We start from the raw sequence: 22,883 nt of genomic DNA on the forward strand, positions 1-22,883 counted from the left end.
GGGTGTGTATATGAGAGTTATAAACTCAAGAGTTATAACTGATGAAGTCAAAAGACTTTGTATGGAAGCTGCTGTATATCTTGGTGAAGATGTAAAAAGCTGTATAAGAGAAAGAATTGAGACAGAAGAAAGTGAAACAGGGAAAAATATACTTTCAATACTTCTTGAAAATGCAAGGAAAGCCGAAGAAACGAAAACTCCTATATGTCAGGATACAGGAATGGCAGTATTCTTTGTAAAGGTAGGACAGGATGTAGTAGTTGAGGGAGAAACTATTACAGAGGCGATAAACAGAGGTGTGTCTGAAGGATACACAGAAGGATATCTTAGAAAATCAGTCGTATCTCCTATAGATAGAATAAACACTCAGGATAATACTCCTGCTGTAATACACTATGATTTTGTAAAAGGCGATAAAATAGAAATAGAGTTTGCAGCAAAGGGATTCGGAAGCGAAAACATGAGTGCTCTGAAAATGCTTAAACCTTCAGATGGAGTAGAGGGAATAAAAAAATTCGTTGTTGAAACTGTATCAAATGCAGGACCAAACCCATGCCCTCCTACAGTAATAGGAGTTGGAATAGGTGGTACTATGGATAAGTGCTGTCAGATAGCGAAAAAAGCATTATTTAGAGAACTTGGAAAACACAGTGATGATGAATTTACAGCAAATCTTGAAAAAGAGATACTTGAAGAAATAAATAAACTTGGAATAGGTCCTCAGGGATTTGGTGGAAGTACTACATCTTTTGCAGTTCATATAGAAACTTATCCTACTCATATAGCAGGACTTCCTGTGGCAGTAAATGTAAACTGCCACGCATCAAGACACAAGAGTACTGTGATATAGGGGGTTTAGATATGAGAAAGCTAGAGATGCCGATAACAGAGGAAATTGCAAGAGAGCTTAAAGCCGGAGAGATGGTTGAACTAAGCGGAATAATATATACAGGAAGAGATGCCGCACACAAAAGATTTGTAGCAGCTATAGAAAATGGAGAGGAACTTCCATTCAATCCGGATGGACAGGGGATATACTATGTAGGTCCTACTCCATCAAAACCAGGACAAGCCATAGGTTCAGCAGGACCTACTACAAGTTATAGAATGGACGACCTTACAATACCTCTTCTTGAAAAAGGCCTTAGAATAATGATAGGAAAAGGTAAAAGAGCAGACCACGTTATAGATGGAATGAAAAAATACGGAGCTGTTTATCTTGCTGCAATAGGTGGAGCAGGGGCATATATATCAGACTCTATAAAAGAATGTGAAGTAATAGCATATGATGATCTTGGAGCAGAGGCTGTCAGAAAACTTAGAGTAGAAGGATTAAAACTTACAGTTGCAATAGATGCTTCAGGAAATAATATATATGAAACAGGAAGAAAAAAATACGAAAAGAAATAGTTGGAGGGTATTATGAGCAAGAATTATGCAGAATTAGCTTTAAAACTTCATGAAGAAAAAGCTGGAAAAGTAAGTATATCAAGCAAGGTTTCTGTAAATGACAGAGATGACCTTTCTATAGCATATACACCAGGTGTTGCTGCACCATGTGTGAAAATATCAGAAAATCCTGATGATGTATATAAATATACATGCAAAGGAAATATGGTTGCTGTAGTAAGTGATGGAAGTGCTGTACTTGGACTTGGAAACATAGGTGCAGAAGCAGGAATACCTGTTATGGAAGGAAAGGCAATACTTTTCAAAGAGTTTGCAGGAGTTGAGGCATTCCCTATATGCCTTGATACAAATGATACAGAGGAAATAATAAAGACTGTAAAATACATAGCTCCTGTATTTGGGGGAATAAATCTTGAGGATATATCAGCTCCAAGATGTTTTGAAATAGAGGAAAGACTTAAAAAGGAACTTAATATACCAGTATTCCACGATGATCAGCACGGAACAGCAATAGTTGTTTCAGCGGCTATAATAAATGCTGTTAAACTTGTAGAGGGTAAAAATATAGAAGACCTTGAGATAGTTATAAACGGAGCAGGTTCTGCTGGTATAGCAATAGCAAAAATGCTTCTTAATATGAACGTTAAAAATGTAATACTTTGCGATAGATTTGGAGCTATAACAGAAGACTACGAAGATCTTAACTGGGCTCAGAAAGAAATGGTAAAAGTTACAAATAAAAACAACGAAAAAGGTCTTTTAAAAGATGTAATAAAAGGAAAAGATGTTTTCGTAGGAGTTTCAAGACCGGGAATGCTTACTAAAGAGATGGTTGAAACTATGGCAGATAAACCTATAATAATGGCTATGGCAAACCCAACTCCAGAGATAATGCCTGATGAAGCAAAAGCAGGTGGTGCGTTTATAATGGGTACAGGAAGATCAGATTTCCCTAACCAGATAAACAACGTTCTTGCATTCCCTGGAATATTCAGAGGAGCACTTGATGTAAGAGCAACTGATATAAACGAGGAAATGAAGGTTGCAGCAGCATATGCAATAGCAGACTCTGTATCTGATGATGAACTTGGAGTAGATATGATACTTCCTATGGCATTTGATGCAAAAGTAACTGAAAATGTTGCAGAAGCTGTTAGAAAAGCTGCAAGAGAAACTGGTGTAGCTAGAATATAATTGTTTGGAGGAGCGTCCTTAATGGTTTATCCAGAGGGCGCTTTTTATATGTTATTGAATTATAATGAACGATGATAAAAATATATTTTAATCGTTTTATTTACAGTTATTTCACTTTCAGAACACACTGTATTATGTTATTATAATATAATGGAGTAATTGTATCGTATAATAGAAAAGAGGTGTAAAAATGGGTGAAATATCTGAAAAAACAGAGCTTAGAACACTTGAAGAAATAGAGAGAAGTATAGTAAAAAGATATAGAAAACACATATGGTCAAAATTTTTAAAGGCAGTAAACGACTACAGGCTTATAGAAGATGGAGATAAAATAGCTGTTGCAATATCAGGTGGAAAAGACAGTATACTTATGGCAAAGATGTTTCAGGAACTAAAAAAATATTCAAAGACAGATTTTGAACTTGTCTTTCTTGCAATGGATCCGGGATATAGACCTGAACTAAGAAAACATCTGGAGGATATGTGTGATTATCTAAATATACCTTTGACAATATTTGAATCGGGTATATTTGAGATAACTGACAGAATAGCAAAGGAATATCCCTGCTATATGTGTGCAAGAATGAGAAGAGGAGCTTTGTATAACAAGGCCGAGGAGCTTGGATGCAACAAACTCGCTTTAGGTCATCATTTTGATGATGTAATAGAGACCACAATGATGAATATTCTATGCTCTGGGAATTTTAAGACAATGATTCCAAAGATAAATTCATCTGAAAGCAGCGATATGCAGGTTATAAGACCTCTTTATCATATAAGGGAAGAATACATAAAAAGATTTGTAAGATACAGTGGAATACAGCCTCTTGACTGTGCATGTACGGTAACAGCAAAAAAAACAGGAAATAAAAGATATGAGATAAAAGAGCTTATAGAAAGTCTTACTGATACGTTTGATAATGTTGAAAAATCAATATTCAAGGCGGCTCAAAACGTAAATATAGATTCTGTTTTAGGCTGGGAGGAAAATGGAGTAAAACATTCTTTTATGGAGAAGTTTGAATAGAGAATTTGAGGTGATAAAGATGGAGCAGATAAGTATGCTTGATGAGAAATTTATAGTTGTTGATATTGAAACTACGGGACTCGATCCTTTTGATGGATGTGAAATAATAGAAATAGGTGCAACTGAAATCTTAAACGGAGAGATAGTAAGAAACCACAATAGACTTATAAAACCGGAAAAAGAAATACCTGAATTTATAACAGGACTTACAAATATATCAAATGAGATGGTTGAAAATGAACCTACAATAAATGAGGTACTTCCAAAGTTCAGAAAGTATATAGGGGATACTACTTTAATTGCACATAATGCAAAATTTGATATAAAGTTTCTCAACTATTATCTGAGAAAACTTGGACTTAAGGAAATAACAAATTATATGTGTACGCTTGAAATGTTGAAAAGAGTGAGTTCTTATAAAGGAAAGAACAAAAAACTTGCTACAGCATGTGAGTATTATGGAATAGAAAATAAAAATGCTCATAGAGCAAGCAGCGATACATTTGCTACAGCACAGCTTTTCCTGAAAATAAGAGATAGGGTAGATTTATAAAATCTTAAGAATTTATTTTCTATTTTATGCAAAAATAAATAGTATAATTTATTAAATAGCATAGATAGGATATATATTATTAGGGGGCAGTAAAATGAGTAGCAGATATAATTTAAATAAAATAAGAAGACGAAAAGTAAGTTCTTCAGAGACCGAAAAGACACCAGTATCGTCGGGAAGAGTAAGAAGACCGTCAAATGCATTAGAAGAAAAAAATCTAAGAAAAAAAACATCTGTAAGACCTTTATATGAACCGGAGCCTGATTCAATTATAAAAAGGATGAAGTCTGTAGCAGGAGATAAGGTTTCAAGAAAAAAAGAAAAAGCTGAAACAGAAAGAAAAAGTTTTGGGGAAAGAAAAAAAGATGTATCAAGTGGATACAGTATAAAAAAAGGCTCAAAATCATCTGGAAAAGCGCGCAAAAGAAGAAGGGATTATTCGAGCGCAGGTGTAATTGCAAAGTGGATTGTAAGTATTATTCTGATTATATCTATTGCCGGAGGAGTTTTTTCATTTGGATATTATAAATATGTCACATGGGGAATGCCTGAAGTTACAAAGAAAATGGTTCAGGAAAACTATATAAGCACATCTCCTGTGTCAATAAAAGATATGCCAAAAGATCTTAGAAATGCTATTGTATCAATTGAAGATGAAAGATTTTATAAACATAGCGGAGTGGATATACAGGCCCTTGTGAGATCTCTTATACACAATATAACGACAGACTCGCGACAGGGAGGAAGCACTTTGGAAATGCAGCTTTCAAAAAATCTTCTTACAAGTTCAGAGGTATCTATAAACAGAAAAATAAAGGATATATATAATGCATATGGAATGGATAAAGTAATGAGCAAAGATGAAGTCCTGGAGGCATATCTTAACAATATATATTTTGGAAAAAATGCATATGGAGTTGAAGCAGGTGCACAACTTTATTTTGGTAAACATGTGAAGGACTTAAATCTTGCGGAGTGCGCTATGCTTGTAGGAATAACAAATAATCCTGGAATATACAGCAATTACAGTGCAGCAAAAGGTCGTCAGAAGGTTATTCTAAGAAAAATGCTTGAGCTTAAATATATAAATCAGAATCAGTATAATGAAGCTCTGGCTACAGAAGTATATTTTAAAAGTGAGATAGATAAGTAGGAGGAATATATGAGTAAATACATATTTAAGTGCGACGAAAAAGAATATTGTATAGAATCAGATAAGTGTGATGAGCTTATAAATGATGAGGAAAAACCTGTTGAAGGTTTTGATGTAGAGGAAGCTTTCAGATTGCTTAATGAATCTGATGAGATAGAATTTATGTCTGAATACTATCAGGAAGCCTGTCCTGCATGTCTTGACGGTGTAAAAGAAAAACAGAAATTCTTTAAATTTTTTGAGGCTCACTACTATATATTTACAAAAAATGGAAAATATATAATAAGTGATGTAGATAAAGCTTATAAAGGTCAGTCGTTCAACAAACTTTCTGCAGCAGGAAAGGTTGATGATAGCTATATAGTAAGTTTTATAATATGTGCGAATTGTATGGATTATATAATTCAGATAGAAAACTGCGAGGTTTAAAAAATATATTTTATATGTATGGGGGAAATCAACAATGGAATTTAGAATACTAGTTATAAATCCGGGTTCTACATCTACAAAAATAGCCGTATATGACGATGAAAAAATAATACTTTCTGAATCTATATCTCATTCATCGGAAGTTCTTTCAAAATATAAAAGTAATATGGACCAGCTTGATATGAGAAAAGAAGCGGTTCTTGAAGTACTTGAAAAAGACGGTATAGATATAAAAACTTTAAGTGCAGTTGTGGGAAGAGGTGGAGCTCTTCCTCCTGTAAAATCAGGTGCATATGAGGTTAATGACGAGATGATAGAAAGATTAAAAACAAATCCGGTTCTCGATCATGCGTCAAATCTTGGAGGAGTAGTTGCAAAATCTATAGCCGATTCTATCGGTGTTAAGGCATATATATATGACTCCATATCTGTGGATGAGATGAGTGATGTGGCAAGAATTTCAGGTCTTTCTGATATAAAAAGGGCGAGCTTAGGTCATGCTCTTAATACAAGAGCTATGGCTTTGAAATATGCAAAAGAAAATAATCTTGAATATAAGGATTTAAATTTAATTGTTGCACATATCGGAGGAGGAGCCACTATATATCTTCATAACAAAGGTGTTATGAGCGATATGATATCTGACGATGAAGGACCTTTTTCTCCTGACAGATCAGGAAGAGTTCCTTGTGTAGCTCTTATAGATGAATGTTTTTCAGGAAAATACACACAGTATGAAATGAAGAAAAAAATAAGAGGTCGTGGAGGAATATATTCTTATCTGAAAACAAATGATGTAAGAGAAGTGGAGAAGATGATTTCAGAGGGAAATAAGGATGCTGAGATTGTATACGAAGCAATGGTATATCAAATGGCAAAAGGTATAGGAGAACTTGCTACGGTTGTTGATGGAGAAGTAGATGCTATAATTCTTACAGGGGGAATAGCACATTCTAAAAAACTGACAGAAATGATTATTAAAAAAGTAAAATTTATATCTCATGTAGAGGTTATGCCTGGGGAAAATGAACTTGAGTCATTGGCATATGGAGCATTGAGAGTTTTAAGAGGCGAAGAAAAAGCCAGAGAATATCATGAATAAAATGAATAAAAAACAGGATATCCAATTGGACATCCTGTTTTTTATTGTTTATGAATTATTTTAAGGCAGCTCCATCAAGCTGTTTTTTACCTTTTCTAATAGTAAGTGCAGCATATACTATAGCAAGAATTACTCCAAGTATATATGCAACATTCATAGGAAGTCTGAATCCTATTTCCGCATTAAGTATGTATGATGATATTATAAATACATAGAACATACCTGGGATAAGAGACATTATATAATTTTTCTTATTGATAAGAAGATATATAGTTATCATAGCAAATGCGAAACATGCTATAGTCTGGTTTGCCCATGCGAAATATCTCCAAAGTATATTGAATCCCTCTGCATTTATTTTTGCGAATACAAGTATAAGAGCAACTGGCACGAATATGCATGCAGATAATGTAAATCTGTTTTTCTTCTTAGTCTGATCTATATGAAGAGCATCACCTATCATAAGACGAGCAGATCTAAGAGCAGTATCTCCAGAAGTTATAGGAAGAACTATAACACCAAGTATAGCTATAAGTCCACCTACAGAACCAAGTAAATCATTTGCAACTATACCGATAACACTAGGAGTACCGATAAGAGCAGAATCTATTCCGGCGTTGTAAACACCCATTGCAGCTGCAGACCATATCATAGCGATAAGACCTTCAAGTATCATCATATCATAGAAAGTAGTTTTACCTTCTCTTTCATTTGTTACAGATCTTGCAATAAGAGTTGCCTGAGTTGAGTGGAAACCTGAAACTATACCACATGCAACAGTAACAAAGAATATAGGAAGTATAGGTAATCCTGCAGGATGAACTCCCATCCAGTTCTGAGCAGTAAGAGGAGTAAGTTCATATCCTTTTACAAATATACCAAGTCCTACACCTATTGCAGATAATAAAAGAATAATACCGAATATAGGATAAACTCTACCGATTATTGCATCTATAGGGAATAAAGTAGCTGCAAGATAGTATGCAAATATAGCTCCGTATACAACCCATACAATTGGATTTGAAACTATAGATTCCTGATGAAGAATCTGAGTTACAACTAGATCCCCTGGAGTATAGATGAAAACTGCACCGACAAGTATCATAAGGAAACAAAGGAAAACATTGTATATTTTATAAACTCCGTTTCCAAGATATTTTCTGATAATTCCCGGCATCTGTTCACCGTTCTCTCTCATAGATATCATACCACTCATATAGTCGTGCATTGCACCGCCAAGAACACAACCTATAGGAATAAGTATAAATGCGATAGGACCGAATAATATACCCTGGATAGGTCCAAGGATAGGTCCAGTACCAGCTATATTAAGAAGCTCTATAAGTGCGTTTTTCATTTTTTTCATAGGAACGAAATCGACACCGTCTTCAAGAGTTATTGCTGGTGTTGGTCTGTCATCTGGTCCGAAAACCTTTTCACAATAGCGGCCATAAAGAAAACCTCCGCCGATAAGCATTACTAAACCGATCAAAAATGCTGTCATGCTTAAAACCTCTTTTCATAATATGATTTTTATAATTCCGGATAATTCATAATATAGTAAATGTTGTTTTAATAACAATATGAATATCCATGACAAGAGTATAACTCTTCAAGAATGAATTTTCAATATATTTAAAAAAATAACATGAAAAAATTTCTTGAATCAAAATAAAAAATAGAACAAAGAAGAAAAAATATATAATTTATAAGAAAAAAATATATATACAAAAAAATTACTAATTTATAAATAATGTTAAAAGATAAATATAGAAAAGATAAATGATAAAAAAATAACAAATAATGATTAAAAATATGTTAATAATTTTATATAAAGTCAGAATGTTAAAAAAATCATTATCATTGAACTGTTGTCAGCCTAATGATATAATGTTTCTGTAATCATTTAGGTTAAAAATATTGTAATAAAGCGGTATCTTTAGAAAAATAATGGTAAAAAAATAACAAAAGGTAGGTATTGAAATGGTTAAAGAATTAACAAAAAAGATAAATGAGTTAAAGAAGGAAAAAGATGCAATTATACTGGCTCATTTTTATCAGCCACCAGAAATTCAGGCTATAGCAGATGAAGTTGGAGATTCATATTATCTGAGTGAAATAGCAAGAGACTGTCCTCAGAAAACAGTTGTATTCTGTGGTGTAAAATTTATGGGTGAAAGTGCAAAAATACTTTCTCCGGAGAAAACAGTACTTATGCCTGTAGCTAATGCAGGATGTGTGATGGCAGATATGGCAAATGACATACAGGTTGCAGCACTTAAGAAAAAACATCCGGATGCACTTACAGTGTGTTATATAAATTCTACAGCAGCAGTGAAGGCTCACTGTGATGTATCTGTTACATCTTCAAGTGCACTTAATATACTTGGAAAAGTTGAAAATAAAAAAATAATATTCCTTCCAGATAGAAATCTTGGAGAATATATAGCAGAGCATTTCCCTGAAAAAGAATTTATACTTTGGGATGGATGTTGTCTTTTCCACGATAGAATCAAACTTGAAGAGATAGAAAAACTAAAAGAAGAATATCCGGATGCAGAGGTTCTTGTACATCCTGAATGCAGAAAAGAAATAAGAGATATGGCAGATTATACAGGAAGCACATCAGGAATAATAAAATATGCTACAAACAGTAACTGTAAGGAGTTTATAGTTGCTACAGAAGAAGGAATTCTTTATGAGCTTGAAAAACAGAATCCGGATAAGAAATTTATGATTCCAGGTGGAAGTGTAAGATGTGCCGATATGAAGAAAACAACTCTTGAAAACCTATATACAACTTTACTGAACGGAGAAAATGAAGTTGTAGTTGACGAGCAGATAAGAGAAAAAGCTTTGAAATCTCTTCTTAATATGCACAAACTTGCAGAGCAGTAAATGAAAATACAGGGGATAGAAGTATTAGAGGTATAAAAAATGAAAACAGATGTACTTATAGTAGGAAGCGGGGTAGCAGGTCTTTACTGTGCCCTTAATATAGATAACAGTAAAAAAGTTACAGTTATTTCAAAATCAAAAGTGGATAATAACAATACCTACCTTGCACAGGGAGGAATATCTACAGCTCTTGATGAGGAAGATATAAAACCTTTTGTTGAGGACACTCTAAAGGCCGGAAGATATAAAAATAGAGTTGAGGCTGTTGAAGTTCTTGCTGAAGAGTCTATAGAAAATATATCCCAGATTGTTGAGGAGTATGGAATGCCGCTGGATAAAGTGGATGGAAAAATAGACTATACAAGAGAAGGTGCTCATAGAGTAAACAGAATAGTTCACAGCAAGGATAATACAGGTGAAATAGTATTCAAAACACTTTATAAAGAGGTCCTAAAAAGAAATAATATTGAAATAATAGAAGATGCATCTCTTATAGATATAATATCAGAAAACAATGTATGCGTTGGAGCCAGAATATATAAGGATGAAAAAGAAATACATGTATTTTCAAAAGCAACTGTTCTGGCTACCGGTGGAATAGGAGGACTTTTCAAAAATTCAACAAACCAGAGACAACTTACAGGAGATGGTATAGCCATAGCTCTAAAAAATAATATAGAAATAGAGAATCTTAAGTATATACAGATTCATCCTACAGCTTTTTATGAAGAAAACAGCAATGGAAGAAGAATGCTTATATCAGAATCTTTAAGAGGAGAAGGAGCAGTTCTTAGAAACAAGGCAGGAGAAAGATTTGTGGACGAGCTTCTACCTAGAGATGTTGTTTCACATGCTATATTTGAGCAGATGAAAAAAGACAACAGTGAATATGTATATCTTGATGCAACTCATCTTGGAGAAGAATATCTTAAAAACAGGTTTACATTTATATATAACGGATGCCTTGAAAAGGGAGTAAATATAGGAAAAGAAATGATAAAAGTATCTCCTGCACAACACTATTTCATGGGTGGTATACATGTAGATCTTGACTCAAAAACTACTATGGATAATCTTTATGCAGTAGGAGAAGTAAGCTGTACAGGTGTTCACGGTGCAAATAGACTTGCAAGCAATTCTCTTCTTGAAGGTCTTGTATTTTCAAAAAGAGCAGCTCAAAGCATAAACCGTACAATATCAGATGATGAGATAGATGAAAAAGATATACCATCGCTTGAAAAAAATATAGAAGATATTTTCTGCGAAAATAGAAAAATGGTAATTGATGAGATAATAAAAAGTAGTGAGGATTTTGATTATGAATTATTTGATTATAGATAAAATGATAAAAGATGCTCTTATAGAAGATATACCAAATGAAGATATAAGTACTAATTCAGTTGTAAAAGAGGGATCTGTTTCAGCGGTGGATCTTATATGTAAAGCAGATGGAATAATAGCTGGGTTAGGTGTATTCAAAAGGGTATTTGATATACTTGGAGATGTAGAAATAGAGTTTTTTGTAAAAGATGGAGATAAAGTGAAAAAAGGGCAGATGCTTGCTGAACTTAAAGGAAGTACAAGAAATCTCCTTATGGGAGAGAGAGTAGCACTTAACTATCTTCAGAGAATGAGTGGTATAGCAACTATGACAGGAAAATATGTAGAAAAGCTTAAAGGAAGTAAGACGAAGCTTCTTGATAGCAGAAAGACAATGCCTAATATGAGAATACTTGATAAATATGCAGTGAGAATGGGTGGAGGAAACAACCATAGAATGAATCTTTCGGATGCTGTAATGCTGAAAGATAACCATATTGGTGCTGCAGGTGGCGTAAAAGAAGCTATAGAAGCAGCCAGAAACTATGCATCATTTGTTGTGAAGATAGAAGTTGAAGTTGAAACTCTTGATATGGTAAGGGAAGCTGTAGAAGCTGGAGCAGATATAATAATGCTTGACAATATGGATATGGAAACTGCAAAGGAAGCTGTAAAAATAATAGACAACAGAGCTATTGTAGAGTTTTCTGGAAATGTAACTCTTGAAAATATAGAAGAAGTCGGGAAAATAGGTGTAGATGTGGTATCTTCTGGATCACTGACACATTCAGTAAAAGCTCTCGATATAAGTATGAAAAATCTCAGAAATATATAATTATAATTAAAAAACTGTATCTTATATAGGATTTATATGGGGTACAGTTTTTTTATTGTCTATAGCTAAAGATAAATATGAAGAAAATATATTTATAAAATCTTGTATTACAAATATGTTTGTATCAATTCCTCTGTGGTATAATATTTCAGAAAAAAGGAAAAGGAGGGTGTATTATGAAATTTTCAGAATACAAATATCAAAGACCGGACTATGAATATGAGAAAAAAGTGTTTTCTGATAATATGGAAAAACTGAAAAAAGCAGAAAGCTTTGAGTCTTTCAGAAAAATACTTGATGATATAAATAAACAAAGAAATAGAATTGAGAGTATGAAAATTGTAGCATCGATAAACTACAGCATAAATACAGGAGATAAAAATAATATAGCCGAAAAAAATTACTGGGATGAAAATGCTCCTAAATATGACAAATTAAATGTGGATCTATACAAAATAATTATAGATTCAAAGTATGATAAAGAGATAATAGAAACATATGGAATGCAATTTTATAATATTATAAAATGCAGTATAAGTGAAATATCAGATGAAATAATAACAGATCTTATTGAAGAAAACAGATTATGTTCAGAGTATACAAGGCTTCTTGCAGCGGGAAATGTAGTCTTTGGTGGTGAAAAATTAAATCTATCTGAAGTGAATAAATATACGACTGACAGTAACAGAAATATTAGAAAATCAGCGGCTGAAGCATTTTCCGGATATTTTGAAGAGCATGAAGAAGAATTTGATATTCTGTTTGATAAGCTCGTAAAAGTGAGGGATAGAATTGCTAAAAAGCTTGGGTATGAAAATTTTGTAGAACTTGGATACAAAAGAATGAAAAGAACCGATTACAATGAAAATGATGTTTCAAAGCTTAGAAAAGCAGTAGAAAATTCATGGGATATTATTATAGATAAAATAAATAAAAATAAATCTGAAAGATTGTCGATAGAAAAAATAAAGTATTATGATGATGAAGTTGAATTTCCTGGATGGAATATGGAACCGGAAATTGAATATGATGAAATGATAAAGTCTGCTGAGAAAATGTATTCAGAGTTGTCAGATGAAACAGGTATGTTTTTCAGGAATCTTGTTGAAAATGAAATGATGGATTTGAAAACAGCACCTCGGAAGGGGATGGGTGGATACTGTACGTATGTGCCTGATCTGAAATCACCTTTTGTATTTGCCAACTTCAATAGAAGCTTTGATGATGTTGATACATTGACTCATGAGATGGGGCACGGTTTTCAGCTTTATATGTCGAATTGGATAGATATGCCGGAAATAAACTTTCCGACTCTTGATAGTTGTGAAATTCATTCAATGACTATGGAATTTATTACAATGCCGTGGATGGAACTTTTCTTTGGAAAAAATGCTTCAAAATACAAATATTCGCATTTATGTACTATATCGAGGTTGATTCCATACTGTATGGTTGTAGATGAATTTCAGCATATAATATACAGAAATATAAATATGACTCCTAACGATAGAAAAAAATTATGGAGAAATCTGGAAAAAAAATACATTAAATACAAAGATTATGATGACAACAGCTTTCTTGACAGAGGAGGATGGTGGTTAAGACAAGGGCATATATTCAAAAATCCATTTTATTATATAGATTATGCTCTTGCATCTCTTTGTGCAATTCAACTTGCAGAAAAATATACAGAAAATCATCATGAAGGGTGGAATCTTTATATGGATATATGTAAGGTGGGAGGTACAAGATCATTCAATGAAATAGTCAATATAGCTAATCTGGACTCTCCTTTTGAAGACGAAAGTATATCTAAAATAGTGAGAAAAATTTCACAAAGTTTAGATGTAAAAATAGCAAATGAAAAATAATTCTGAATATTTATAACCGAGTATGATATATACAAATAAAAATTGATGTTATACATAAAATAATATTTATATCTTTTATGTATATATAAAAAATAAAATTGCAAAAACGCATCAAATCAAGTATTTGTAGATATTAGAGGATATACTAAAAACAGGCACCGTTTTCATTGTTAAAAAATATTAAAAAAATATCAAAAAAAGACTTGATATTTTGATTGAAAATTTATATACTTAACTTAACGAATATAGAGCAAGCCAAATAAAGACTGGATGAAGCATAAGGGAGACTTCCTTAAATGGGGACCGAAGGGACAAGTCGATATCATACCCACGGTATTGATGAAATTCTCAGGTGAATATACTTTATGTGGACAGGACTCTGAAGATTATTTTGACAGGGTAAACAAATGGGGACGTTTGTTTAACCTGTTTTTTTATTGTAAAAAAGGCTATGCAATCTTAATTGAAAGAGAGAAATGTTATGTTTATAGTAACAAATAATCCTTTAGTCAAAGAGAAGTTTGAAGATAAGAAAATTCTGTTCTTTGAAGTATCTTATATAGGTATACTTGAAGAATGCAGAAAAATGATACATAAGGGAAATAGAATGCTTTCACATCCTCTGTATGGAAGTGTAAAACCAAATGAAACACCATACAGAACAGTTATAATGACTGAGGGTGAAGAACTTGATTATATGTCAGTCGAACTGATTGAAGATGCGATAGCAACTGCTTCCAAGTTTCAAAAAAATCAGAGAACTCCAGACTGGAGTGAAAGTATAATGGAAGATTTCCAGGTTATAGATCTGGATATAATGACACATACAATATCAAGAATAGAATATGAGTACTAGATAGCAATGTTGTTTGAATGAATAGTTGTTGCATTCGGGAAAATGTTTTACAAATATGTCAAAATATAAAAATTTATATTTATAAATAATCTTGTATAAATCAGGAGGAATTTAAAATGGAAAATGTATACGATATTGCCATAATCGGTGCAGGTCCTGCAGGTCTTGCAGCTGGATTATACGGTGCAAGAGCAAAAATGAAAACAGTAATATTTGAAAAAAGTAAAAATGGTGGTCAGATAGTTATAACTCATGAAGTTGCAAACTATCCTGGATCAGTTGAAAATGCAAGTGGACCTTCTCTTGTAGCAAGAATGGTTCAGCAGTGTAAAGAATTCGGTGCTGAAATAAAAAGAGATGATATAGTTGAAGTTCAGCTTGAAGGAGATATAAAAGTAATAAAAGGACAGAGCGGTGAAGAATACAGAGCTAAAGCCGTTGTAGTTGCAGCAGGTGCGTCTCCAAGAAAAATAGGATGTCCTGGAGAAAAAGAATTCACTGGAAAAGGTGTTTCTTACTGTGCAACATGTGATGCTGATTTCTTTGAAGATTTCGAAGTTTTCGTAGTTGGTGGAGGAGACAGTGCTATAGAAGAAGCAATGTACTTAACTAAATTTGCAAGAAAAGTTACAATAGTTCACAGAAGACAGGGATTCAGATGTGCTAAGAGTATAGAAGAAAAAGCAAAAGCTAATCCAAAAATAGAGTTCCTTTTAGATACAGTTGTTGAAGAAATAAAAGGAGACGGAATACTTGAATCAGTAGTATTCAAAAATGTTGTTACTGGTGAAACTTTCGAGTACCATGCAGATGAAGAAGATGGAACAATGGGAGTATTCGTATTCATAGGTGTTGTTGCTCAGACAGATTTATACAAAGGTATAATAGATATGAACGAGCAGAACTACATAATAACAGATGACTGCATGAGAACAAATATACCAGGTGTATTTGCAGCAGGAGACTGTAGAGTAAAACCTTTAAGACAGGTTGTAACTGCAACTGCTGACGGTGCTATAGCAGCTGTTATGGCAGAAAAATATATAAATGAGAAATTCGGAGAATAGTAAATACTATTTTCATGAATAGATATATAAAATAACAAATAAACGGTGGAGGTAACAAAATGATAGCATTAGATAAAGAAATATTCGAAAAAGAAGTATTAGAAGCTGAAGGATATGTATTCGTAGATTTCTGGAGCCAGGGATGCGAACCTTGTAAAGCTTTAATGCCAGAAGTTCATGAATTAGCTGAAAAATACGCTGAAGGAATGAAATTCTGTGAAATGGATATAACAAAAGCAAGAAGACTTGCTATAAAACAGAAAGTTTTAGGACTTCCAACTCTAGCTGTTTATAAAGATGGAGAAAAAATAGATGAAGTTACTAAAGACGATGCTACTATAGCTAATATAGAAGCAATGATAAAAAAATATGTTTAATCAATAATCAGCATATTATTAGCTTTTAATTTTAAAAGGTTAATTTTATACAAAATTTTATAGGAGGTGCGTTATGCGTCTTGAATTAGGAAAAATCTTTATAAAAGATGTTCAGTTTGGAGAAAAAACTGAAGTTAAAGATGGTGTTTTATTCGTAAACAAAGAAGAGATGCTAAAAGAAATAGGTGGAGATGAGCATATAAAATCTATAGATATAGAATTAGCTCACCCAGGTGAAAGCATAAGAATAACACCTGTTAAAGATGTTATCGAGCCAAGAGTTAAGGTAGAAGGTAACGGAGGAGTATTCCCAGGTATCATATCTAAAGTAGATACAGTTGGTGAAGGAAGAACTCATGCATTAAAAGGTGTTGCTGTAGTAACAACTGGAAAAATAGTTGGTTTCCAGGAAGGTATAGTTGACATGACTGGAGAAGGAGCAAAATACACTCCATTCTCAAAATTAAACAACGTTGTTGTTATAGCTGAGCCAGTTGATGGTTTAAGACAGCATGATCACGAAAAAGCAGTAAGAATGATAGGATTCAAAGCTGCTACATATCTTGGAAAGGTTGCTAAAGACCTTACTCCAGATGAAGTTTCTGTATACGAAACTAAGCCTATATTTGAGCAGGCTGCTGAATATCCAGAACTTCCAAAAGTTGGATATGTATACATGTTACAGACTCAGGGACTATTACACGATACATATGTATACGGTGTAGATGCTAAGCAGATAGTTCCAACAATACTTTACCCAACAGAAGTTCTTGACACTGCAATAGTAAGTGGTAACTGTGTTTCTGCATGTGACAAAAACCCAAGTTACGTACATATGAACAACGGTGTTATAGAAGAGTTATATGCTCAGCATGGTAAAGAAATAAACTTCATGGGTGTTATAATCACTAATGAAAACGTATATCTTGCTGACAAGGAAAGATCTTCTAACTGGACTTCAAAATTATGTAAATACCTAGGATTAGACGCTGTTATCGTATCTCAGGAAGGATTCGGTAACCCTGATACAGACCTAATAATGAACTGTAAGAAAATAGAAATGCAGGGAGTTAAAACTGTTATAGTAACAGATGAATACGCAGGACGTGACGGAGCTTCTCAGTCATTAGCAGATGCTGACGTAAGAGCTAACGCAGTTGTTACAGGAGGAAACGCAAACCAGGTTGTTGTATTACCTAAACTTGACAAAGTAATAGGACATCTTGAAGTTGTTGATGTAATAGCTGGTGGAGCTGCAGGATCTCTAAGAGAAGATGGAACTATAGAAGTAGAAATACAGGCAATAACTGGAGCTACAAACGAAACTGGTTTCGGATATTTAACTGCAAAAGGATATTAATCCCTAAAAAAATTATTAAAAAATTAATTACTAACTAAAAATTAAGAATGAAAAAATAAAATCAGGAGGACTATTATGAGCGTACTTGAAAATAAAAAGGTCATGATAATAGGCGACCGTGATGGTGTGCCAGGACCTGCAATAGAAGAATGTGTAAAAACAGTTGACAGCGCAGAAGTTATATTCTCATCAACAGAATGTTTCGTCTGAACAGCTGCTGGGGCTATGGACCTAGAAAATCAGAAGAGAGTTAAAGAAGCTGCTGAAAAATTCGGAGCTGAAAATCTTGTGATATTACTAGGTGCCGCTGAAGCCGAAGCTGCAGGTCTTGCAGCAGAAACAGTAACAGCAGGAGACCCAACTTTTGCTGGACCTTTAGCAGGTGTAGAATTAGGATTATCTGTATTCCACGTAGTGGAAGAAGAAGTTAAAGAGCTATTTGATGAAGAAGTTTACGAAGAGCAGGTAGGAATGATGGAAATGGTTCTTGACGTAGACGAAATAGCTGAAGAAATGAAATCAATAAGAGACGAGTATTGTAAATATTTATAAAATTTTTTAGGGAGGAAAATGAAATGGCAATAAAAGCAGTTCATTACGTAAACCAGTTCTTCGCCGGAATAGGTGGAGAAGAAAAAGCTGACACTAAACCACATGTGGCAGAAACTTTACCTCCAATAAGTGCACAGCTTAATGCTAAATTAGGTGAAGATATAGAAGTTGTTGCTACAGTTGTTTGTGGTGATGGATACTTCAATGAAAATATAGAAGAAGCAAGTGCTGAGTTACTTGAAATGATAAAAGGATTTAATCCAGAATTATTCATAGCAGGACCAGCATTCAACGCAGGTAGATACGGAGTTGCAGCAGGTACTATAACTAAAGTTGTTAAAGACGCTTTAAATATACCTTGCTTAACTGGTATGTACGTTGAAAACCCAGGTGCAGATATGTTCAAAAAAGAAGTTTATATAGTTGAAACAGCAGACTCTGCAGCTGGAATGAGAAAAGCTCTTCCAAAGATAGCTAAATTAGCTTCTAAACTTGCAAAAGGAGAAGAAATAGGATCTCCAGCAGAAGAAGGATACATGGCTAGAGGAATAAGAGTTAACTACTTCCATGAAGATAGAGGATCTAAGAGAGCAGTTGATATGCTTATCAAGAAAATAAAAGGTGAGGAATTCGAAACTGAGTATCCAATGCCAGATTTCGACAGAGTAGATCCAAACCCAGCTGTAAAAGATTTATCTAAAGCTACTATAGCTCTAGTTACTTCTGGTGGTATAGTACCAAAAGGAAACCCTGACAGAATAGAATCTTCATCAGCTTCTAAATACGGTGAATATTCTATAGCTGGAGTAGAAGATTTAACTGAAGCTACTCATGAAACAGCTCATGGTGGATACGACCCAGTATACGCTAATGAAGATGCTGACAGAGTATTACCAGTAGACGTTTTAAGAGATCTTGAAAAAGAAGGCGTTATAGGAAAATTATATGATTACTTCTATACAACAGTTGGTAATGGTACTGCTGTTGCAAACGCTAAGAAATTCGCAGCTGAAATAGGTAAGAAATTAAAAGCTGACGGTGTTGACGCAGTTGTACTTACTTCTACATGAGGTACTTGTACTCGTTGCGGTGCAACAATGGTAAAAGAAATAGAAAGAGCAGGAATACCAGTAGTACACATGTGTACAGTTGTTCCTATATCTCTAACAGTTGGAGCTAACAGAATAGTTCCTACAATAGCTATACCTCATCCTCTTGGAAATCCAGCTTTAACTCACGAAGAAGAGAAATCATTAAGAAGAGGATTAGTTGAAAAAGCATTAAACGCATTAACTGTAGAAGTTGATGGACAGACAGTATTTGAAGACTAATTTTTTAAAAAGCTAATAATAAACTGATAAATATAGATTTCGCGGGCTATATGCCTGCGGAATCTATAATAATATATGAAACAAAATGAATTATAACTATATACATAAAAACAATATTAATATGCAATAAATTCGAAAATAATTAATTTTATTAATTATAAATAAAATTTTTATCATAAAACAATAAATTTTCGGGGGTGCCTAAAAATGACTTTTCCAGTATTTAAAAGTGCAGGATACGTATTAGTTCATACACCAGATATGATAGTACAGAATGGTAGTACATGTGTAGTAGAAAGAGCTACAAATCCTGACTCTGAATTCCTAAAAGAAATAGGAAGCCATATAAGAAGCTATGAGGATGTTGTAAACTATTTACCAAACCAGGTATATATAGGAAACAATAGACCAGAAGAATTAAAAGGTATGGCTTTACCTTGGTGTGAAACAAAGGTAGAAGGAACAAGAGAAGGTAAAATGGGCGAAATAATGCCTCAGGATGAGTTCATAGCTCTTATGCAGATATGTGACGTATTCGATCTTGTTGAATTATCAGAGGAATTTGTAGCTGAAGTTAAACCTAAAATAGAAGCAAACTACCCTGAACTTGCTCCATTTATGGACAAAGTTAAAGGATGTGACGTTGAGTCAGGAAAAGCTGATGTTGAAGCTCATAAAGCAGAAGCATTATACAACAATGGAAAATTTGTTGGATATGTAAAAGCAGCTCATGATGTAGACGTTAACCTTAATGCTCATACTATGTTTGAAAACCTTGTTGTTAAAGCATCAGGTGTTTTAGCAGCTTTACATATGCTTAGACATTCTGCAGTAGACAGAAAAGAAATAGGATACGTTATAGAATGTTCAGAAGAAGCATGTGGAGATATAAACCAGAGAGGTGGAGGAAACTTCGCTAAATCTATAGCTGAAATAGCTGGAATAGAAAATGCTACAGGATCAGATACAAGAGGATTCTGTGCAGGACCTACTCATGCATTAATACATGCAGCTGCACTAGTTAAAGCAGGTGTTTACAAACATGTAATGGTAGTTGCAGGTGGAGCTACTGCAAAACTTGGTATGAACGCAAAAGACCATGTTAAGAAAGGCCTTCCAGTATTAGAAGACGTTGTTGGAGGATTTGCAGTTCTTGTATCTGAAAACGACGGAGTAAGCCCAGTAATAAGAACTGACCTTGTAGGTAACCATACAGTTGCTACAGGTTCAGCACCACAGGCTGTTATGAGCGCTTTAATAAGCGAAGGAATAGATAAAGGTGGATTAAAAATAACTGATATAGATGTATTCTCTGTAGAAATGCAGAACCCAGATATAACTAAGCCAGCTGGAGCAGGTAACGTACCTGAAGCAAACTACAAAATGATAGGTGCTCTTGCTGTTAAACGTGGAGATCTTGAAAAGAAAGAACTTAAAAACTTCATAGAAGCTCATGGTCTTCCAGGTTGGGCTCCTACTCAGGGACATATACCATCAGGAGTTCCTTATGTAGGATTCATGATAGACGATTTGACTACAGGAGACAAAAACAGAGCTATGATAGTTGGTAAAGGAAGTCTTTTCTTAGGAAGAATGACTAACTTATTCGACGGAGTATCTGTAGTTGTTGAAAGAAATAATGGTGTTACAGAAGATGCTTCTGGAATATCTAAAGATGAAATCAAGAAAATAATAGCAGAAGCAATGAAAAAAATGGCATTAGATATGGTGCAGGAATAGGGGTGAGAATATGTCATCAAACAAAATAATAGCAGATGTATTCCTAGAAGTAGCTAATGCAATAGAAAGTGGAGAGTTTGGACCAAAAGTAAAAATAGGTCTTACTACACTTGGAAGTGAGCACGGAGTAGAAAACCTTGTTAAGGGAGCAGAGCTGGCAAAATCAAAATTATTTGATATAGTTCTTATAGGACCTAAGGTTGATACAGATCTTGAAATAGTAGAAGTTAATGACGAATCTGAAATGCATAAAAAAATGGAAGAACTTCTAGACAGCAAGTATATAGATGCATGTGTAACTATGCACTACAACTTCCCTATAGGAGTATCTACAGTTGGTAGAGTACTTACTCCAGGTAGAGGAAAAGAAATGATACTTGCAACTACAACAGGAACAAGTGCTACAAACAGAATAGAAGCTATGATAAGAAATGCCGTATACGGTATATCTGCTGCTAAATCTATAGGAATAAAAGCTCCTAAAGTTGGTATATTAAACGTTGACGGAGCAAGACAGGTTGAGAAATACCTAAAAGAACTTCAGTCTAATGGATATGGTATAGAATTTGCCGAGTCTATGAGAGCTGACGGTGGATGTGTAATGAGAGGTAACGACTTACTAGCAGGAACTCCTGATGTAATGGTTACTGACACATTAACAGGAAACTTATTAATGAAAGTGTTCTCATCTTTTACAACTGGTGGAGATTTCGAATCTCAGGGATTCGGATACGGACCAGGAGTTGGTGAGGATTATGATAGAAGAATATTCATAGTATCTAGAGCATCAGGTTCTCCGGTTGTTGCAAATGCATTAAAATACGCATACGAAGCAGTTCTAGGAAAAGTAAGCGATGTTGCAAGAGAAGAATATTCAAAGGCTAAAGCTGCAGGAATAGATGCTATATTTGCATCTCTAAATGCTAAGAAAGAAGATAAAGGTGAAGCTGAAGAAGTTAAAATGCCTGACAAGGAAGTTGTAACTCATCAGATATCTGGTGTAGATATAATGGAACTTGATGATGCTGTTGAAGCATTATGGAAAAAAGGTATATACGCTGAAAGTGGAATGGGATGTACAGGACCAATAGTTCTTGTGTCTGAAGCTAAAGGCGAAGAAGCTGCAGCTCATCTAAAAGAAGCTGGATTTTTAGCTTAATAGATTGAAGAAAAAGCTCTGATTTATTTCAGAGCTTTTTTATTCTGCAAATATATCAATCATTTTTGCCTATTTGGTTATTATATTTTCATATATACTAAAGGAGATATAGATATTGTTTTTTTAGAATAAATGTTATGATAAAATAAAAAGGAAGATTTATTATGAAAAATTTGGAATCTACTTTAAAGATAAGTTTTATCATAATAGTTGTATTTATCCTAGGATACAATTTTAATAATTATTTCAACTGGTCAACACATACGGATGTTTATGGGATATTGTTTTTCAAACGGTCGTATTGTATACGTTTTGTAGCTTCTGCATCTATTGGAGTGTTGTATTACTTATTTGGCAAATATGACAATATTTTTGGCAAATATGACAATATTGTACTTAAAACAAATGACAGTAAAGTAATGAAAATAATTACTTCTATATTTTTAGGGATAATAGTACAGTTTATAGGTTTTATTTTAGCGACAGGTATTTTACCAGATTGGATTTCAGAGTTTGATACACCTTATGCAAATCATATAAGTGAGCTGATAAATGATCTTATTTTTATTTGCATAGTAATCCCAATCTCGTTATATCATTTTCTGAAGAATAAATAATAAATATTTATTATTTTTAAATTTAAACAAAC

22 protein-coding genes and 1 riboswitch are annotated in these 22,883 nt (G+C 33.7%); of the genes, 21 read left to right on the forward strand and 1 reads right to left on the reverse strand.

Going from position 1 to position 22,883, the window contains the following annotated elements; genetic code table 11:
* The first annotated feature begins 10 nt into the window (after positions 1-10).
* The 8 genes from EXD82_RS00750 to buk all read left to right on the forward strand — a co-directional run bounded on the left by EXD82_RS00750 (position 11) and on the right by buk (position 6,868).
* The gene (locus EXD82_RS00750; protein ID WP_142534999.1) at positions 11-850 is read left to right on the forward strand and encodes a fumarate hydratase; all 840 of its coding nucleotides are present in this window, start codon (positions 11-13) and stop codon (positions 848-850) included.
* A gap of 11 nt (positions 851-861) precedes the next feature.
* Positions 862-1,410: a Fe-S-containing hydro-lyase gene (locus EXD82_RS00755; protein WP_142535000.1), complete on the forward strand. Its 549-nt coding sequence runs from the start codon at positions 862-864 to the stop codon at positions 1,408-1,410.
* Positions 1,411-1,422: 12 nt separating this feature from the next.
* The gene (locus EXD82_RS00760) at positions 1,423-2,604 is read left to right on the forward strand and encodes an NAD(P)-dependent malic enzyme (RefSeq protein ID WP_142535001.1); all 1,182 of its coding nucleotides are present in this window, start codon (positions 1,423-1,425) and stop codon (positions 2,602-2,604) included.
* A 190-nt stretch (positions 2,605-2,794) separates the two neighbouring features.
* Positions 2,795-3,631 carry a tRNA 2-thiocytidine biosynthesis TtcA family protein gene (locus tag EXD82_RS00765; protein WP_142535002.1) on the forward strand — a complete coding sequence of 279 codons (837 nt, stop codon included), beginning with the start codon at positions 2,795-2,797 and terminating at the stop codon, positions 3,629-3,631.
* A 19-nt stretch (positions 3,632-3,650) separates the two neighbouring features.
* Positions 3,651-4,184, forward strand: a complete 534-nt coding sequence (locus tag EXD82_RS00770; protein ID WP_142535003.1) for a 3'-5' exonuclease — start codon at positions 3,651-3,653, stop codon at positions 4,182-4,184.
* Positions 4,185-4,278: 94 nt separating this feature from the next.
* Positions 4,279-5,337, forward strand: a complete 1,059-nt coding sequence (locus tag EXD82_RS00775; RefSeq protein ID WP_142535004.1) for a transglycosylase domain-containing protein — start codon at positions 4,279-4,281, stop codon at positions 5,335-5,337.
* Positions 5,338-5,346: 9 nt separating this feature from the next.
* Positions 5,347-5,766, forward strand: coding sequence for a DUF3785 family protein (locus EXD82_RS00780; protein ID WP_142535005.1), 420 nt, complete (start codon positions 5,347-5,349; stop codon positions 5,764-5,766).
* Positions 5,767-5,800: 34 nt separating this feature from the next.
* Entirely contained in the window at positions 5,801-6,868 is a 1,068-nt protein-coding gene (buk, locus tag EXD82_RS00785; RefSeq protein WP_142535006.1) for a butyrate kinase, read from the forward strand.
* 55 nt (positions 6,869-6,923) lie between these two features.
* Here the strand turns inward: buk and EXD82_RS00790 are convergent, their stop codons facing one another.
* Positions 6,924-8,372, reverse strand: a complete 1,449-nt coding sequence (locus EXD82_RS00790; RefSeq protein WP_142535007.1) for a carbon starvation CstA family protein — start codon at positions 8,370-8,372, stop codon at positions 6,924-6,926.
* Between the two features lie 479 nt (positions 8,373-8,851).
* On the opposite strand from EXD82_RS00790, the gene nadA reads away from it, so the two are divergent.
* The 13 genes from nadA (at position 8,852) to EXD82_RS00855 (ending at position 22,851) form a co-directional block, all read left to right on the forward strand.
* Positions 8,852-9,766: a quinolinate synthase NadA gene (gene nadA / locus EXD82_RS00795; RefSeq protein ID WP_142535008.1), complete on the forward strand. Its 915-nt coding sequence runs from the start codon at positions 8,852-8,854 to the stop codon at positions 9,764-9,766.
* Positions 9,767-9,805: 39 nt separating this feature from the next.
* On the forward strand, positions 9,806-11,107 hold the full coding sequence (locus tag EXD82_RS00800; protein ID WP_142535009.1) for an L-aspartate oxidase: 1,302 nt from the start codon (positions 9,806-9,808) through the stop codon (positions 11,105-11,107).
* Positions 11,085-11,921, forward strand: coding sequence for a carboxylating nicotinate-nucleotide diphosphorylase (nadC, locus tag EXD82_RS00805; RefSeq protein WP_142535010.1), 837 nt, complete (start codon positions 11,085-11,087; stop codon positions 11,919-11,921). The genes EXD82_RS00800 and nadC overlap by 23 nt, the downstream gene beginning before the upstream one ends.
* Positions 11,922-12,097: 176 nt before the next feature.
* On the forward strand, positions 12,098-13,792 hold the full coding sequence (locus EXD82_RS00810; protein WP_142535011.1) for a M3 family oligoendopeptidase: 1,695 nt from the start codon (positions 12,098-12,100) through the stop codon (positions 13,790-13,792).
* A gap of 270 nt (positions 13,793-14,062) precedes the next feature.
* Positions 14,063-14,166, forward strand: a riboswitch (glycine riboswitch).
* Positions 14,167-14,273: 107 nt separating this feature from the next.
* Positions 14,274-14,648 (forward strand): GrdX family protein, encoded by a 375-nt coding sequence (locus EXD82_RS00815; RefSeq protein ID WP_142535012.1) that lies wholly within the window; start codon positions 14,274-14,276, stop codon positions 14,646-14,648.
* A 116-nt stretch (positions 14,649-14,764) separates the two neighbouring features.
* Entirely contained in the window at positions 14,765-15,715 is a 951-nt protein-coding gene (gene trxB, locus EXD82_RS00820; protein ID WP_142535013.1) for a thioredoxin-disulfide reductase, read from the forward strand.
* A gap of 59 nt (positions 15,716-15,774) precedes the next feature.
* Entirely contained in the window at positions 15,775-16,092 is a 318-nt protein-coding gene (gene trxA, locus EXD82_RS00825; protein WP_142535014.1) for a thioredoxin TrxA, read from the forward strand.
* A gap of 73 nt (positions 16,093-16,165) precedes the next feature.
* Positions 16,166-17,452, forward strand: coding sequence for a glycine/sarcosine/betaine reductase component B subunit (locus tag EXD82_RS00830; RefSeq protein WP_142535015.1), 1,287 nt, complete (start codon positions 16,166-16,168; stop codon positions 17,450-17,452).
* A 75-nt stretch (positions 17,453-17,527) separates the two neighbouring features.
* Positions 17,528-18,004, forward strand: a complete 477-nt coding sequence (gene grdA, locus EXD82_RS00835) for a glycine/sarcosine/betaine reductase complex selenoprotein A (protein ID WP_142535016.1) — start codon at positions 17,528-17,530, stop codon at positions 18,002-18,004.
* 23 nt (positions 18,005-18,027) lie between these two features.
* Positions 18,028-19,335, forward strand: coding sequence for a glycine reductase complex selenoprotein B (gene grdB / locus EXD82_RS00840; protein ID WP_142535017.1), 1,308 nt, complete (start codon positions 18,028-18,030; stop codon positions 19,333-19,335).
* A 207-nt stretch (positions 19,336-19,542) separates the two neighbouring features.
* Complete coding sequence (gene grdC / locus EXD82_RS00845) at positions 19,543-21,075, forward strand: glycine/sarcosine/betaine reductase complex component C subunit beta (protein ID WP_142535018.1); 1,533 nt, start codon at positions 19,543-19,545, stop codon at positions 21,073-21,075.
* Positions 21,076-21,085: 10 nt separating this feature from the next.
* On the forward strand, positions 21,086-22,234 hold the full coding sequence (gene grdD / locus EXD82_RS00850) for a glycine/sarcosine/betaine reductase complex component C subunit alpha (RefSeq protein WP_142535019.1): 1,149 nt from the start codon (positions 21,086-21,088) through the stop codon (positions 22,232-22,234).
* A gap of 164 nt (positions 22,235-22,398) precedes the next feature.
* Positions 22,399-22,851 (forward strand): hypothetical protein, encoded by a 453-nt coding sequence (locus EXD82_RS00855; RefSeq protein ID WP_142535020.1) that lies wholly within the window; start codon positions 22,399-22,401, stop codon positions 22,849-22,851.
* The last annotated feature ends 32 nt before the right edge of the window (positions 22,852-22,883 follow it).

The organism is Peptacetobacter hominis (genome assembly GCF_006861675.1).
GTDB lineage: Bacteria > Bacillota > Clostridia > Peptostreptococcales > Peptostreptococcaceae > Peptacetobacter > Peptacetobacter hominis.

Bases quoted from the DNA above. Each gene is read 5' to 3' on its own strand.
- nadA (WP_142535008.1), top strand. From the start codon at position 8,852: ATGGTTAAAGAATTAACAAAAAAGATAAATGAGTTAAAGAAGGAAAAA.
- grdC (WP_142535018.1), top strand. From the start codon at position 19,543: ATGACTTTTCCAGTATTTAAAAGTGCAGGATACGTATTAGTTCATACA.
- EXD82_RS00780 (WP_142535005.1), top strand. From the start codon at position 5,347: ATGAGTAAATACATATTTAAGTGCGACGAAAAAGAATATTGTATAGAA.
- EXD82_RS00775 (WP_142535004.1), top strand. From the start codon at position 4,279: ATGAGTAGCAGATATAATTTAAATAAAATAAGAAGACGAAAAGTAAGT.
- EXD82_RS00760 (WP_142535001.1), top strand. From the start codon at position 1,423: ATGAGCAAGAATTATGCAGAATTAGCTTTAAAACTTCATGAAGAAAAA.
- EXD82_RS00790 (WP_142535007.1), bottom strand. From the start codon at position 8,372: ATGACAGCATTTTTGATCGGTTTAGTAATGCTTATCGGCGGAGGTTTT.
- nadC (WP_142535010.1), top strand. From the start codon at position 11,085: ATGAATTATTTGATTATAGATAAAATGATAAAAGATGCTCTTATAGAA.
- trxB (WP_142535013.1), top strand. From the start codon at position 14,765: ATGGAAAATGTATACGATATTGCCATAATCGGTGCAGGTCCTGCAGGT.
- EXD82_RS00755 (WP_142535000.1), top strand. From the start codon at position 862: ATGAGAAAGCTAGAGATGCCGATAACAGAGGAAATTGCAAGAGAGCTT.
- EXD82_RS00855 (WP_142535020.1), top strand. From the start codon at position 22,399: ATGAAAAATTTGGAATCTACTTTAAAGATAAGTTTTATCATAATAGTT.
- EXD82_RS00765 (WP_142535002.1), top strand. From the start codon at position 2,795: ATGGGTGAAATATCTGAAAAAACAGAGCTTAGAACACTTGAAGAAATA.
- EXD82_RS00800 (WP_142535009.1), top strand. From the start codon at position 9,806: ATGAAAACAGATGTACTTATAGTAGGAAGCGGGGTAGCAGGTCTTTAC.
- grdD (WP_142535019.1), top strand. From the start codon at position 21,086: ATGTCATCAAACAAAATAATAGCAGATGTATTCCTAGAAGTAGCTAAT.
- trxA (WP_142535014.1), top strand. From the start codon at position 15,775: ATGATAGCATTAGATAAAGAAATATTCGAAAAAGAAGTATTAGAAGCT.
- buk (WP_142535006.1), top strand. From the start codon at position 5,801: ATGGAATTTAGAATACTAGTTATAAATCCGGGTTCTACATCTACAAAA.
- EXD82_RS00770 (WP_142535003.1), top strand. From the start codon at position 3,651: ATGGAGCAGATAAGTATGCTTGATGAGAAATTTATAGTTGTTGATATT.
- EXD82_RS00810 (WP_142535011.1), top strand. From the start codon at position 12,098: ATGAAATTTTCAGAATACAAATATCAAAGACCGGACTATGAATATGAG.
- EXD82_RS00815 (WP_142535012.1), top strand. From the start codon at position 14,274: ATGTTTATAGTAACAAATAATCCTTTAGTCAAAGAGAAGTTTGAAGAT.
- EXD82_RS00830 (WP_142535015.1), top strand. From the start codon at position 16,166: ATGCGTCTTGAATTAGGAAAAATCTTTATAAAAGATGTTCAGTTTGGA.
- EXD82_RS00750 (WP_142534999.1), top strand. From the start codon at position 11: ATGAGAGTTATAAACTCAAGAGTTATAACTGATGAAGTCAAAAGACTT.